Source organism: Polyangium fumosum, assembly GCF_005144585.1.
GTDB classification, from domain to species: domain Bacteria; phylum Myxococcota_A; class Polyangia; order Polyangiales; family Polyangiaceae; genus Polyangium; species Polyangium fumosum.
The window spans coordinates 81,718-96,871 of sequence record NZ_SSMQ01000024.1; the positions used below are offsets into that span (position 1 = coordinate 81,718).

The following is a 15,154-nucleotide window of genomic DNA, read 5'->3' on the forward strand; positions in this document are numbered from 1 at the left end:
CCAACGCCGATGTGCAGGCACGCGGGAAAACCTTCCTCGGCCTGTTGCCGTCATGGACGGGTTTCGATAACGTCGTTGCACCACAAACGATGGAGACTCCGTGACCCGCAAAAACATCCTCCTCGCGACCGACCTGAGCTGCCGATGTGATCGTGCCCTGGACCGCGCGGTCCTCCTCGCCTCCACGTGGCACGCGAGCCTCACGGTCGTGCATGCGGTCGAGGATGCGACGCAGGCAACGGACCTCCCCTCGTGGCGCCAGACGCTCACCCCCGCGCAGCTCGCCTTGCAGCAGATCCGCGCCGACATGCCCAAGGACCCGAAGGTCCACGTCGACATGGTGGTGGAGCAAGGGGACCCGGCCTCGGTCGTCCTCGGGGCCATCGAGCGGGTGAAGCCCGATCTCATCGTCACCGGCGTGGCGCGCGGCGAGACGCTCGGGCGCATGCTCCTCGGCAACACCGTCGAGCAGATCGTGCGAAAGACCCGGGTCCCGCTGCTCGTCGTGAAGTCGCGGCCCCACGAAGCCTACCGGAACGTGATGCTCACGACCGACTACTCCGAGAGCTCCCGCGACGCGCTCCCGACGGCGTTCGCCCTGCTCCCGCCGAGCGCGAAGCTCAGCCTCTTCCACGCCTACGACGTGTTCTTCGAAGGACACATCGACGACCGGATCTCCGCGCGCGATGCGGCGCATCACCGGGCGCTCGACGAGGGACAGGCGTTCCTCGAGGGCCTCCACGCGAAGACCGGGTCGGGCCACGCCATCCCGCTGATCTGCGAATACGGCGACCCCGGCGTGCTCCTGTCCGATCTCACCCATACCCGTGGGATCGACCTCGTCGTGCTCGGCACCGCAGGTCGCACCGGGATCCTGGGCGCCCTCCTCGGCAGCGTGGCCATGCGCCTGCTCTCCACGCTGCCGAGCGACGTGCTGATCGTACGCGCGACGGCCGGCTGATCACGAGCGCCCGTGGGCCTTCTTCGTCGGGGGCGTGCTAGCGTCCGTCCCCCATGCGCACGCGCGTTTCGACCTTCCTGGCCCTCGCCCTCTTCGGCTGCGGCGCGGCGACCGCCCCGGACCCCGCCACGCCTTCCGCGACCTCCACGGCCCCCACCTCCCCGAGCGCGGCCGTGTTGCCCCCGTGGACCACGCCCGCCACGCCCGCCGCCTCCGCGCCGGCCCCTGTGCCCACGCTCCCGGCGGAGGCGCATGCCGAGACGCGCCCGCTCGCGGTGGACGTCGCGTCCCTGCCGCGTATCCAGGCCGTCAGCATCTCCCCGGACGGGCAGCAGGTCGCCTACGTCGTGCGAACGTCGCGGCTCGACCCGGACGCGCAGCCCTCGGACAACGACACGTCCGGCGGCTGGAAATCCGAGGCGCAGCTCTGGGTGGTGGGGCGCGCGGGCGGGACGCCCCGGCAGCTCACGCGGGCCGAACCATCCGTCGGAAACCCGAGATGGCTGCCGGACGGCCGCGCCCTCGCCTTCGTGCGCGCGCAGGGCAAGGGGCGCAAGATCCACGTGCTCCCGCTCGATGGCGGCGAGGCCGAGGTGCTCGACCTGGGCGAGCTGGACCTCGAGGACTACGATTTCTCGCCCGACGGCCGCGCGATTGCCTTCACGGCCGCGCCGCCGCTCACCGCGGCCGAGAAAGAGGCCGCCTGGCGCAAGGGCGGCGTGGTCGACGAGGCCAGCCACTTCCGGTCGTCGCAGCTCTGGGTGATGGTGCGCGGCGACAAGGCCCCGCGGCGGGTGACGTCGGGCAAGGAGAACGTGATCACGTTCCGCTGGTCGCCGGACGGGCGGACGTTCGCGGTGATCACCTCGCCGTCGGCGGAGCCCCATGACGTGGCCATCTCGCACTCGGTGCGCATCCTCGGCGCCGCCGACGGGGCCCTCGTCCGCGAGTTGACCCGGGAGCCGCGGCCGCTCGGCCACCTCGCGTGGTCGCCGGACGGGCGCCACCTGGCCGTGCACAGCGGAAAGAACACGCTCTCGATGCTCAACGCGCTCCACGTGTACGAGGCCACGAGCGGGCGATCCTGGGACGTGGCGGACAAGCTCGACGCGACGATCACGAGCTTCGCCTGGTCGGGCGACAGCCGGAACCTGACGCTGCTCGTCGCCGAGCGGACCGGGACCAAGCTCGTGCGTGTCCCGGCCGCGGGCGGCAGCCCGACCCAGCTCGGCCGGACGACGCGTATCCTCAGCCCCCTCGGCACCACGGACCGATCGGGGCGGTTTGCGGCGACGCTCTCGTCCGCGCCGACCGATCCCCATGCGCCGACGGTGGTCGACCTGCAAACCGGCGCGCTGCAGGTGGTCGCGCCGCAAGCGTCGCGCGTCGGGGGATGGACGCTCGCGAAGAGCGAGGTGGTGCGCTGGAAGAACGCGGACGGCCAGGAGATCGAGGGCGTTCTCACGGTCTCGCCGCACGCGGGCGCGGGGCCTGCGCCGCTTTTGGTCTACCCGCACGGCGGGCCGGACGACGTGAGCCAGGACGGGTTCAGCCCCTTCGCGCAATACATGGCGGCGCGCGGCTATTCCGTGCTGCGCCCGAACTACCGCGGCAGCTTTGGTTATGGGCAGGCCTTTTATGCGGCGAACCGGGGCCGCCTCGGCGAGGTCGAGTTCGCCGACATCGAGAGCGGCGTGGACGCGCTCATCAAGGCCGGACGCGTCGATCCGCAGCGGCTTTATTATGGCGGCTGGTCCTGGGGCGGGTTCGTCACGGCGTGGACCATCGGCCATACGCGCCGCTACCGGGCCGCGCTGGTGGGCGCGGGGGTCGTGGACGTGGTGGCGCAGTACGCGAACTCGGACATCAACCACGGAGAAGCCGCGCAATGGGAGTTCCGCGGCAATCCCTGGAAGCAGCCCGAGGAGTTCGCCGACTCGAACCCGCTGCGCTCGGTGAGCAACGTGGCGACCCCGACGCTGATCGCGCACGGCGACGAGGACACGCGCGTGCCCCCCATCAACGGCTGGTTGCTCTACCGCGCCCTGACGGACATCGGCTGCGAGGTGCGCTTCCACCGCTACCCCCGCGAGCCGCATGGCTTCGGGGAGCCGGCCCACCAGGTGCACCTCTGGACCACCTGGGCGGCGTGGTACGCGGCGCACTGAGCCTGGGAAGCCGCGTGCAGGGTTCGAGCCGTGCTGCGGCTTCCCAGCGGTCGCCCGCTACCTCCCAGCGGTCCGAGCGCTCTCCCGTGCGGCGTCAGGGTACGAGGATGTTCGACAAGACATCTGCCCGCGCGAAGTCTGCGGGGTAGCCGTACGGGTGGGTCGTGATGTCGACAGCCGACGCATAGGCCTGGACACGGACATAAAAGGCGCTCGCGCCCTCGAGGATGCGCGGCGGAAGATCAACCTTCGTGTCCTTCGTGTGCAGCATCGCGACAACCTGCCCGATCGAGTTCCCGGTGGGTTTCGAGACCACGATCGTGTAATGCGTCGGCGTCCCGACGGCCGGCGCCTTCCAGCTCAAGCGTGGTGTCCGGGTGACGCCCGTCTGATCGCTGAACGCGCTTTTCCCATTGACCTCGAGGTCCTGGACCGGGCTCAAAGGCGGATCGATGGGCCGCCCGCTGACGCTCGCGACATCACGGCTGAACATGATGACACCGTAGTCGCTCCACGGGGTCGCCACGCCGGGCGCGGTATAGTCCACCAGGCCATAGTGGGAGACGACCACGGAGCTCCCCCAGGCCGCGGGATACGGGTTTCCATACGGGATCGCGCCCAGATTCACGTCGGCGGTTCCGGCAGCGAGGCCGAGGAAAAGAAGCGTCGCCGAAGAGCCGATGGGGGCGAGCGTATTGCCGGGCTGCGTGCGGATCTCGACGAAGGTACCCTGGTCGACGGCCTTGGGGTTCACCGCTGCGACGTGGCTCGCGAATTTCGTCGTATGTACATCGAGCGAGGCGCTCAGGTTCGACGGGACGCCGGTGAACGCGCCGCTCTTCGAGACGGTGCTCCCGTCGGTCTGCGTGATGTCGTCGAAGCTCGCGAATCGCGTGACGATGGCGTAAGGCACGCCGGAAGCGCCCGTCTGCTGCGAGAGCTGGGAGACCGTGAGGACATCCCCCTTGCCCGCGTCGATGAGGCTGCTGTAGGCGAAACCCGCCCAGTTTACGGTGAACCTCTCGAGCGTGGTGTCGCCAACCGCAGGCCAGTTCTCGGCGCCCGTGCCCGAGCCGAACATCCTCTGCCCTGCACCGCTGTTCGGGACGAACAATTGGAGGTCATCAGGGGCCTGCCAAGGATCGAGGTTCGTGATGTCCAGGGCGAGCTTGGTCGGAACCGTCGCGCGCGGGGCATCCTTGCGCCCGGCGATTGCGCCGCCGAGGTCGACGACCCTGGCCGAGGTGTAGATATATTCGACGTCGCCCACGTGGAGGACATACGGACCCTCGGGGACGCCGGGGATGACGACCGAGCCATCCGCCTTGCCCGTGCCTTCGAATGTCCGCCACTGCCCGCCGCCCAGGGGGACGAGGGCCTCGATGCGGGTCGTGCGGAGGTCTCGGGGGGCCTCGACGGTGGCGTTTTCTCCGATCCAGCGGTCGATCGCGCGGACGGACACGGCGTCACGCTCGCCGCTCTCCGAGGGGCCTGGAGGGTTCGACGATGGCGGGCCGCCTGTACCTTCGTCCTTGCCGCCGCACGCAGGGAAGGAAGCCAAAGCAAGAAGGGTCGCGGCCTGTGCAACGTGGGTACGTCGGATCATCATTCTCCTCCCGGGTGCGGGCATCCGCAGGGGCCATGCCACGGGGGGTTGGTCGTCCCGCACGCTCGAGCCGAGAGGCTGGGCTTTCCTGCCCGCGCTCGTGGACGAGGTCGTCGGACCCGGCCCACGAGGTCGTCGGCAAGGTCGACGACTTCGCCGGCCTGCTCGACGAGGTCGTTGGACCCGTCCGACGAGGTCGCCGATCGTCTCGACGACGTCGCCGGACCAGGTCGATGACCTCGTCGACCTGATGGACGACGTCGCCGACCTTGCCGACGAGGTCGCCGGACCAGGTCGATGACCTCGTCGATCCCGTGCAACGACGTCGCCGATCGTCGCGACGACGTCGGGGGACCAGGTCGATGACCTCGTCGACCTCGTGGACGACGTCGTCGGACCATGACGACGAAGTCGCCGACCCGCCCACGCGATTTCTGGCAACACGTCGCGCGGGCTCGCAGGATACCGTCGAGGAAGGCCCCGCGGGCTGAGCCAACCTGGGCCAATGCTGCGCAATTTGCACGAGCGTTTTCGCGCGCTCCCACCGAGCCCCCGCGCCGAATGCGCTGGCACGGGCATTGCCAAGCGCGGCCGAAGCAACCAGCGCTCGCCGCGGCTTTTCATGCGAAGAGGTTTTCGCATGAACGACACGACGCGGTATCGAGCGAGATAGAGGAGCAAACAACGTGACCTTTCTTCGTGCGAATTCGAACCGCCTTCGTTCGGCATGGCCGGGTATCCATGTCCTCGGCATTGCTTGCCTCGTGTTTTCGGCAGCCTGCGGCGGCACCAGCGGACAAGGAACCCCCGAGGGACAAGGCGGCGCCGGTGGCCAAGGCGGCGCGGGCGGGCAAGGCGGCGCGGGCGGCCAAGGCGGCGGCGGTGGACAAGGCGGCGACGGCGGACAAGGCGGAGCGGGCGGCCAAGGCGGCACCAGCAATCCCGGCGTCATGGCGTGGAGCAAGAAGCTGCCTGCCGACTACGACGGCCAGCAGGTCGCCGTGGACAAGGCAGGCAATGTCTACGTGGCAGGGGTCTTCTACCAGACGATCGATCTTGGATTGGGCCCGATCGACCCGCCCGCGCACGGCTCGATCTACCTCGCGCAGTTCGACGCACAGGGCCAGATCCTCTACGCCAAGGCCTTTGGCGGCGATGGGGGAACGCGCGTCGACAGGCTCGCCATCGACGGCGACGGCAACCTGCTCCTGAGCGGCATCTTCAAGTATGAGCTCGATCTCGACGGCGTGACCCTCACCACCGAGGCCTCTGGGCATTCTTTCGTGGCCAAGCTCGACGGCTCGGGCCACGGCCTGTGGGCCAAGATCATCGGGTACGCGGACGGCGTCGAGTACACGCGCCGTTACCTCGCAGCGGACGCAGCAGGAAACGTGCTGGTCACGGGCATCGATCCCAACGGCATCGATTTCGACGGCGGCTACATCGAGCTCGACGATAACCTCTTCCTCGCGAAATACGGCCCCGGCGGAGAGCACATCTTCAGCAAGAAGATCACGACCCTCGCGGACGCCGACAAGGTGTTTCCGTGGGCGATTGCGGTGACCCCGGCAGGCGAAGTGGCCATCGTGGGGTTACGCGAGGGGCAGCCCGATTTCGGCAAGGGTCCCCTGCCGGGTTCGACCTATGGATTCCTGGTCAAGCTCGACGCCGCGGGAAACACGCTCTTCAGCGTCCCGGTCGACACGGACATGTCCGGCGTCGCCTTCGACGCCGAGGGCACCATCCTCGCCGCGGGCCTGCCGAGCAATGGGTATGCGCTGAAGGACATCCACGTCGCGAAATTCAGCGGCGCCTCGGGCGCGCAAATGTGGGCGAGGCAGTTCAAGTCCCTGGACGAGTTCGAGGGGGGAGCGAGGTACTTCAAGGATCTCGCGGTCGACCCGGTAGGCAACGTGGCCTTCACGGGCCAATTCATCGGTCCCTTCGATTTCGGCGGAGGGATCCTGGACAACCCGGACGGCTCCTGGTGGGTGGACTCCTACGTCGTCAAGCTCGATCCCTCAGGAAACCACCTCTACAGCACCGTGCTGTCCGGCACGGAGAGCCAGCAGGACGCCTCCGACATCGCCGTGGACCCGCAAGGCAACATCTTCGTCGCGGGCTACTTCGAGTCGACGCTCGATTTCAACGGCGTGTCGCAGATGCAAGCGCCGTCGGAGTATCCGGGGAGTGGTTTCCTTGTGAAGATTGTTCCCTGAGAGCGTATCCTCGCGCTCTCAGCCTCCGCCTCTCGGCCGAATTCCAAGGAGCGCGAGCGCGTCGGCCCAGAAGGGCCAAAGCGTGCGGAAGGGATGTGTCGCGAGGAGGACGCCTCCGTTCGAGAGCCTGCGGACATGGTAGGGGGCGTGGGATTCGATGAAGCGCCGGTGTTTGCTCGTGACAGCGATCTCCAGCGTGGGTGCCCCATGCTTCTTCGCTTCGATCGCCGCCTGGGCGAGCGGCTCGGCCGCGCGCCATTCATCATCCGGGAAGGCTGCCGCTTCGAGGGCGTCCAGGAGCGCGGCCGGCGGCTCCGCGATGGCCCGCAAGACCTGCTCACGGGTCAGCTCCTCGTCACCCGGCCGGATCGGGCGGGGGCCCTTGCGCGCAAGCTCGGGGCCGGGGGCGCGGGTGGGGAAGGACTTGCTCGCTTCGTGATCCTCGTGGAAATGCTTTTCCACGCGATCGAGGGAGTTCGCAATGCCGACACGCGCGCCTGCGGGGGCCGCTTCGACGCGCGCGGCGAGCTCTTCGAGGGAGAGCCCCGCGACGGCTCCGATATGGTACCCGTCGTGCAGATGAACCCACGAGAGGGCGACGTCGCGCGCGACGGATGCTGCATCGGCGTGATACGTCGCGTTGCACTCCAAAGGCGCCCCCCATGGCCAGCAATAGGAACACGCGCCCGTCGTCACGATCCCTGCCGCAGGCGCACAGAGGCCGAGGAGGAACTGCTCCACGTCGCCTTGCGTGTCGATCGCGATGGCAGCCGCCTCGACCGACGCGGAGCGCGGCCCCTCTCCGAGGGCGAACTCGATGCGGGGGGGAAAGAACTCCCTCTGATCATCCACCCATATCTTCATCGGGATGCATGAGGTTCGTGCTGCGGACGATTCGGCACGGCTGGAGACGCTTGGAGAGGTCCCCTGCCCCGAACGGAGCCGCATGCCCAAATTCGCCCGCACCTCCTCATCATCCTTGCCGAGATGCGCGCGCACGAGCGCTCGCACCTCCTCGAGCGAAAGCTCTCTGTGTTCCTCGTATAGCCAACGCTCGCGCGAGCTCAGCTCCACGTTATAGGGCGGATCCCCATAGAGCGCGGGCAAGGCCGCCACGAAGGCTTCGGCCCTGTCCGCTTTGTCGCACCACGCGAAGAAGAACGGCCCGGATTCGCTCATAACTTGAGCACTCTCACCAAGAGCAGCGGAAATCCATCGATCCCGATGGTCGTCGTCTTTCCGTCGATGGTCTTGATCAGGTATCCGTCCTTGACACCGTAGATCGGCTCCCCAAACCCACCGTCGAATTTTTTCATGATGATCTCGACCCTGTCGACGTCTCCGGCGAGGTTCTCCGCCTTCAGCTTGTTCATCGTGTTCTGCAGTTGCTTCAGCGTATCCCCCACGTCGATGCTCCCGCCGCTCTTCACCTCGCTTACAGCCAGCTTGTTCCCCTTTGTCACCGTGAGGTAATCCGCCGCCCTGCCCAAAATCGTCCCAGGAGGTGATGCGTCGGGAATATCCAGCACCTTCCGCACCCCATCATCCCCCACCCCGATCATCGCTCGTCCCTCCGTCTCCATCAGGTAGAGCCCCGCCTTGCCCTCGAACTCATTCGCGATCGACCCGACCGCCCCCTTCATCGCCCCGTTGAGGGTCTTGTACTTCATCCTCCGGCTCTTCTGCAACGCCTTGAGGAACTCATCCGTATTCCCGAGCACCCCCGCCGCGACAATCTTCGCCCCCGGCTTGACCCCAGCCGCCTTGATCCCCGCCCAAGCTTTCGTGATCTTGCCGAACCCGAAACCCACCCCCGAGAAGATCCGCTCCTCCGTGGAAAGATCCTTCCCTCCGGGCAAACACAGGAGCTTGCCCGTCACCGCCTCGCAAAGGTCGAGCGCAGGCCCCGCATACGGCACGAATCCGATCGCGATCCGCGACGACGCATGCACCAGCGTCTGCATCACCTCCGCATACGCCGCCGCCCCTTCCCCGACCGTCGACATCGCCCCCGCGAACGCCCGCACCGTCTCCATGAACGAGCCCTGCTCCGGCCCGAGCACGATCGCCTCCCACACATTGAGGCTCTCCTTCATCTGCTCCGCCATCTCAGCGAAAGCATTCTTCAGAACCCCGTCCACCTGCGCCCGGACATCCGCGGGGATCGGCGAATCCAGAAACCAATCCGACGCATCCATGAACTGCCGCACGTACTCCGTGACGCGAATCTGCGCCTGCAAGAACGCGCTCGTCTCCGCCTGCGAAACACTCACCCGCGTGGCCAGCGCCTTCTCGATCGCCGCCGTATTCGACCGCCACGCCCGCACATTCGTCACGAAGTCCCCGCGCAGGACCACCTTGCCGCCCTCGACGTCCTGCGACAGCGCCTCAATCACGGCATCCGCATACGCCGCATAAGGATCCTTCCCCGGCTCGAACGCCCCCGCCGCGCCCGAGACGTCGGGCACCTCGACCCACGGCACCTCGGACGACGTCAGCGAATACTCCCAAGGATCATCCGGCGAAAACCCTGCCGCCCGCGCCTCCCCCGTCACCAGATCCGCCACCGCGTCCGCCTGCGCGCCGAAATGTTCGAGCAAGCTCGCAAGCTCGTCCTTCAAATCCTGGACGCTCTTCTTCAGGTCGGAAAGAAGCTGCGAAAGCGCGGCCCGCGTGGCCTCATCGACCACGTCTCCATACCGCTCCAGGATCGCATCGAGGTCCGCCTCGCTGATCTCGTCGAGCGGCCGGGACACGAGATCGTGCAATTCCGTGTCGAGCTGCTGGAGCAGATCGAGCCTCTCCGCGAGGTTCGCGGCTTTCGACGCGTTCTCGATGAGCCATTTCCGCTCCGCCGCGATCTCGACCTCCAGATTCGCGATGGCCTGGGCGAGCGGAGGATTGATCTCCGAAAGCGTGAGCCCGACCTGCGTGCTGCCGCGAAAGGCGGTCCCATCACGTCGAACGTTGAAGAGAGGCTTTTGGATCCCGAGCGGGATCGAGACGAGCGTCACGAAGTTCTGCTGGTGGACGCAGGTATCGTTGCCCTTGGCGTTCTGGATGCCGAAGGTGAATTCGTTCGTCCCCATGCGGAGGAGCACGGAGTCGAACGGGGCCTCCGCCACGTTGCTCTTCGGGCCGTTGGGGATCGAAGTGTAGGCCCCCGGAACCTCGAACGTCGCGAGCGGCATCCGGTTCGCGTGGAAATACGCACCGCCGGGGATGTTCAGCCGGGCATCCTCGCAAGAGTTGCTCTCCTGGAGCATTTCCCAGTGAACGCTGTACGGTGTGCCTGCCCGCGCATGCGCAGGCACGAGAAGGACGAACGCCACGATCCAGCAAACAAGCAATCGATTCATGTCCCCTCCGCGCCACGCAATGCGGCATCGTGCAAAACAGCAGCGCCCTTCACATCGCCTGCCGCGAGCTTCGCCGCCGCCGCGTCGAGGAGCGCGCCGCCCACGCCTTGCACCTTCATTTTCGAGAGCCCTGTCTTGACGAGCCCCGGCAACGTCGTCGCGCGGTACGTCGCCGCCGCCTTGAAATGCGGACGCATCGCCGCGCAGCCGGCCTCACGCCAGGAGGACGACGGCAACTCGCAGAGCGGGCGCATCTGCAAGAAGGCTATGACCTCGTCGTACCGCTTCGCGAGGTACGGGAGCGACAGCTTCACGCCCTGAGGCGCCGCCTTCTCGAACGCGAGCACTTGCGCCTCCGCGCTCTCGTGAAAGGTCACCTCCGCCTTCGCGATCTTCGCCTCAGCGACCGTCTCCCGCACGGATTGGCTCTCCTCGAGCAATTGCAGCGCTTGCCTGCGCATCGCAATCCCGAAGAGCAACGCCATGGCCGCCCGATCACTCTGACGAACGCGCCGCTCGACATACCCGAGCATCGCGTGGATGGAGCGTTGCGCCCCGGAGGTCAGGTCGGGATCCGCCGCGCCGTGCGCCGCCATGAAATCCGTATGCGGTGCGAGCGCCACCTCGGACGCGACCTCGAATTGCGTCACCGCCGCCGAGAGCTTCATCGCCCGGAGCGCCATCTCCTGCGGCGCCGCGCTTGCGCCATGCGCCGTTTCGAGCACGCTCGACGCGATCGCGTCGAGCTCGGTTTCGGCCGCCATCGACGCCTTCGCCGCGAACTTTGCGTACGTATCCAGCTCCGCGGACTCCGTCTCTCGATACGCCACGAAATCCGCCGCGAGATCCGCATACGCCGCCGAGAGCGGCCCGACATCGAGCGTCACTTGATCGAGCACGCCTTGCACGGCGCCCATGGAAAGCTTGTCCGCCGCGATCTCCGCGACGAGCGGATCCTCATCGCTGTTCGCCTTCTCCGCGAGCGCCTCCTCGAACCTCCCCACCGCGTCGATCGGCTCTTCCGCGAGCCGTTGATTTTGCTGGATGCGGGCTGACACGAGCCTTTCCCGTACCCGACCTGCCATGCTCGCCCTGTAGGACTCGGCGCATCGCTCGTCCTCACGCACGTATCGGAGCGCGTCGTCCATATCCCCGAGCCACTGCTCCACGTCCTCGCGGTTCGTCACGAGCGCGTCGAGCGTCCTCCCCTCCGGCCACTCGGCCCATATCTCGATGGGCCGGGATCCATGCGCCGCCGCCTGCCTCCACGCGCTCGCGGGTCCCTCGCCCGACGAGACGCAAAACTCGCCTCCTTCCACCGGCGCCGCGCAAATGCGGCCCTGCCCTTCGTCCTCCCCGAACGACCACAAACACCCAGGCAACACGACGCCCGGCGCCGCGACGACGAGCGCCGCGACGAGAAGATCCCCTCGTCTCATCTGGAACCACCTCCTGCGATGAGCTGTGGCCTATCTATCAGGAAGACGAACGGGTCGGGCAAGACAAAACACGAGGTGGGCAGACGTTGTCTGTCCGGGGTCGGCCCCCCTTTGCCGACCCTCACTGCGCCGGGGCGTTGCCCCGGCGAGGCGCCTTCGGGATGAGACCCATGCTCAGCCGCCGCGCGGAGAGGGGGAAGGGGGGTGCGGTTCCGAGCTACCGCTGGCTGTGAAACACTCTCTTCGGGTCGTCAGATACTGAATTGGGTGGTCTTCGGCGCTCCGTTCTCGAAGACAATCGAAAAATAAACAGGAGTGAGCCCATTGACTCGTTGCTTCCGGCTCAACCGGTACACTTCCTCTACCCCTAGCACATAGTCATCCCTCGCGTATTTGATCACAGATACGTTCCCCCACAACTCCGTAGCCACAGGCATGTCGCGGGCCCACGATGGTCCACTTTGATACTTTCTCTCCAATTCCTTGTTTTTAGGATCGAATATAACGAATGAGTGAAAGTGCTCGTACCCGTCGTATGAATTCCCGCTCTTTTTTTTGGTCGGCCCGATGTGCATCACCACGTGAGTGATGCTGGGCCAACCGAGCATCTGGGCGAACTCCACTGTCTGGTGCAGGTGCTCGATCGCTACGTCCAGTTCGTCATCTTCCCGATGGCGCTTGCTGATGACATAGAGGCTCGACTTGAAGATACACTTGGTAACCTTGACGAGATCGTTTTCCCATAGCGCCTTTATGCCAAGAAAATCATTACAGTGTTTACATACGAGAGAGCTATCATCCTCTTCGATTTCCATGCGCTGGACGGCGGCGTGCTTCACCTGCCGCATCTGGGCCTCGCGCCGCTGCGCCACTGTCGCGGGATGCGGCGCCCTCGCCACGGGCGTCCCGAAAGCGGACTTGGGCTGTATGATCGTCGCCGGGTGCGGCGGCCTCTCGGGTCCGATGCTCGGCGGTCTCCTCGGCTGAGCTGTCGTGGCCGGATGCGGGGACCGTGTTCTCGAGGATTCGTTGAGCTTCTTTGGCGGAGTCGGCAGCATGGTCCCGGATCTTCCGCTCCCCGTTCACAAGGGGGCCAACTTCCAGGCGGTCCTCGCGGAAGCTCCCTTCGCTTTCCGGAGCCGCACCCGGGACCGCCGTCGTGCGCGGGTGGGTCGTCAGACGACCGAGAGCACGAGCTCACCGTCGTTCTCGGCCGGAGCGGCGGCGTCGGCGTCACCTCCCTGCGCGACGTCGTTCTCGGCTTCCCGGGGCTAGACCGAGACGGAAGCGGCGACGTCGTTGCTGGCCTCCGGTCGCGGAAGGTTCGAGGCGGCGGCGAGGAACTGTTCGCCCAACGGCCGCTTGGATTGCCCCTTCAGGGATGGAATCTCGGGATCGGCCGCGCCGCCGATCTTGCTGCCATCCTCCTCGAACTTTGGCTCTCCGGGGTCGCTCGGTCGTCGGGGGGCGTTTTACGTCAAACGATCCCGTCCATCACCTCGAGCGCAAGCTCATACCGCCCGAGCGGGGGCATGATGTACGCCCCCGCGACGCGGTTTCGCACCGCCGCGAGCATCTCCCGGGCAATGGCGACGCCCTCCTTGCGCGCGGCGGGGCCGCTGCCGGCGCGTTGCATGCGGTCGCGCACCTCCCGCGGGATCTGCATGCCGGGGACCTCGTTGTGGAGGAACTCGGCGTTCTTGTGGCTCGCGAGCGGCAGGATGCCGACGAGGACGGGCAGGCCCAGGGGCTCGGCGTCTTTCAAGAATCGATCGAGCACGCTCGGGTCGTAGACCGGCTGCGTCATGATCAATTCGGCCCCGGCGCGTTTCTTCAGCTTGAGGCGCTCCATTTCGCGCTCGTAGTTCAAGGCCGCAGGCTCGGCGCCCGTCGCGCAGAAAAACGAGGTGACGCCGCCGAGCGGTTTGCCGCCGGGGTCGATGCCGGCATTGAGGCGCGAGGCGAGGCGGAGGATGCCGACCGAGTCGAGGTCGTAGACGGCCGTCGCGTCGGGGAAATCGCCCATCTTGGGGGGATCGCCGGTGACCACGACGAGGTTGCGAATGCCGAGCGCGTGGGCGCCGAGCAGGTGCGCGACCTGCCCGAGCAGGTTCCGATCCCGGCCGCAGACGTGCAGGAGCGTCTCGACGCCGAGCTCCTCCTGCATACGCACGGCGAGCGCGAGGTTCGACATGCGCGCCTGGGCGCGCGCGCCGTCCGCGATGTTGATGACGTCGACGCCGCCCGTGACGAGCATCTTCGCAGCCTGGATGGCCGAGTTCGGGTCGACGCCGACGGGCGGGTTCACCTCGACGGAGACGACGAACTTCTTGCCGATCTTGGCCGCGAGTTTGCTCTTTTCCGCCGTGGCGACGGGCCGCTGGCCGATCACGAGGACCGGCGGCTCGGGGGGAATGCTGCTATCGGCGACCCCGACCCATAGTGGACCGGGATCCTCGCACGCGCCCGCGGCGGCGCTCGCCTCCATACGCGCGGCGGCGGCCATGCGGCGAATGTGCTCGGGCGTCGTGCCGCAGCAGCCGCCGATGAGCCGGACGCCGAGCTTGCAGAGGCGCCGGGCGAAGACGCCGAAGTATTCGGGCGTGGAGACGTAAATGAAGCGGTCGTCGACGCGGCGGGGAAGGCCGGCGTTCGGAATGGCCGAGAGCGGAATGTCGAGCGGCAGGAGTTTTTCGATCGCGGCGAGGACGACCTGCGGGCCGTCGGAGCAGTTGACGCCGATGACATTGCAGCCGAGGTCCCGCAGGCGCGCGCCCATGTCGGCGACGGGCGTGCCGTCGGAGAGGGTGAGGTCGGCGTCGACGGAGACATTGGCGACGATGGGCAAGGCGTCGCCGACGGCCCTGCGGACGCCGTCGATGGCGAGGAGGAACTCCTCGGGCTGGCGCATCGTTTCGAGCAGGAGGACGTCAGCGCCGCCCTCGGCGAGGGCTTCGGCCTGCTCGCCGAAGGCGTCGCGCACGCGGCTGCGGTCGTCCTCGCCGAAGGCGGCGAATACGAGGCCACTCGGGCCGATCGCGCCGGCGACATAGCCGCGGTCGCCCACGGCCTTGCGGGCGAGCTGGGCAGCGCCGACGTTGAACTCGCGGACGCGGTCGGCGTAGCCGTGGCGGGCGAGCCGGACGCGGTTGGCGCCGAAGGTGTTGGTCTCGACCACCTGGGCGCCGGCGCGCACGTAGTCTTCGTGGATGCGGAGGACGAGCTCGGGGCGCGAGACGACGAGCTCTTCGTAGTTGACGTTGAAGAGGACGCCTCGCTCGTAGATCTGCGTCCCCATGCCCCCGTCGACGACGAGCACGCCGCGACGAACGGCGTCGAGGAAACGCGTGGGCTTCGGGGTCAGGGCAGACGGGGCGCTCGACATCGCGCGCACCCTAGCAC

At 67.2% G+C, this 15,154-nt stretch carries 9 protein-coding genes; 3 read left to right on the plus strand and 6 right to left on the minus strand.

What is annotated here, in order from left to right:
* The first annotated feature begins 100 nt into the window (after positions 1 to 100).
* Positions 101 to 961, plus strand: a complete 861-nt coding sequence (locus E8A74_RS23120; protein ID WP_136931224.1) for a universal stress protein — start codon at positions 101 to 103, stop codon at positions 959 to 961.
* Between the two features lie 53 nt (positions 962 to 1,014).
* A complete protein-coding gene (locus E8A74_RS23125) occupies positions 1,015 to 3,129 on the plus strand; it encodes a S9 family peptidase (RefSeq protein ID WP_136931225.1) in 2,115 nt (704 codons plus the stop codon).
* 94 nt (positions 3,130 to 3,223) lie between these two features.
* Here the strand turns inward: E8A74_RS23125 and E8A74_RS23130 are convergent, their stop codons facing one another.
* On the minus strand, positions 3,224 to 4,591 hold the full coding sequence (locus E8A74_RS23130) for a peptidase associated/transthyretin-like domain-containing protein (RefSeq protein ID WP_136931226.1): 1,368 nt from the start codon (positions 4,589 to 4,591) through the stop codon (positions 3,224 to 3,226).
* An 830-nt stretch (positions 4,592 to 5,421) separates the two neighbouring features.
* Here E8A74_RS23130 and E8A74_RS54050 point away from each other — a divergent pair.
* A complete protein-coding gene (locus tag E8A74_RS54050; protein ID WP_211365429.1) occupies positions 5,422 to 6,954 on the plus strand; it encodes an SBBP repeat-containing protein in 1,533 nt (510 codons plus the stop codon).
* 18 nt (positions 6,955 to 6,972) lie between these two features.
* On the opposite strand, the gene E8A74_RS23140 is transcribed toward E8A74_RS54050, so the two are convergent.
* The 5 genes from E8A74_RS23140 to E8A74_RS23160 all read right to left on the minus strand — a co-directional run bounded on the left by E8A74_RS23140 (position 6,973) and on the right by E8A74_RS23160 (position 15,137).
* Complete coding sequence (locus tag E8A74_RS23140; RefSeq protein WP_136931227.1) at positions 6,973 to 8,133, minus strand: hypothetical protein; 1,161 nt, start codon at positions 8,131 to 8,133, stop codon at positions 6,973 to 6,975.
* Entirely contained in the window at positions 8,130 to 10,313 is a 2,184-nt protein-coding gene (locus E8A74_RS54905) for a hypothetical protein (RefSeq protein ID WP_232379705.1), read from the minus strand. The genes E8A74_RS23140 and E8A74_RS54905 overlap by 4 nt, the downstream gene beginning before the upstream one ends.
* Entirely contained in the window at positions 10,310 to 11,752 is a 1,443-nt protein-coding gene (locus E8A74_RS54910) for a hypothetical protein (RefSeq protein ID WP_232379703.1), read from the minus strand. Before E8A74_RS54910 ends, E8A74_RS54905 begins: the two co-directional genes overlap by 4 nt.
* Positions 11,753 to 12,003: 251 nt before the next feature.
* A complete protein-coding gene (locus tag E8A74_RS23155) occupies positions 12,004 to 12,624 on the minus strand; it encodes a hypothetical protein (protein WP_170229305.1) in 621 nt (206 codons plus the stop codon).
* Positions 12,625 to 13,229: 605 nt separating this feature from the next.
* Positions 13,230 to 15,137, minus strand: a complete 1,908-nt coding sequence (locus E8A74_RS23160) for a bifunctional homocysteine S-methyltransferase/methylenetetrahydrofolate reductase (RefSeq protein ID WP_136931229.1) — start codon at positions 15,135 to 15,137, stop codon at positions 13,230 to 13,232.
* Positions 15,138 to 15,154 lie beyond the last annotated feature (17 nt).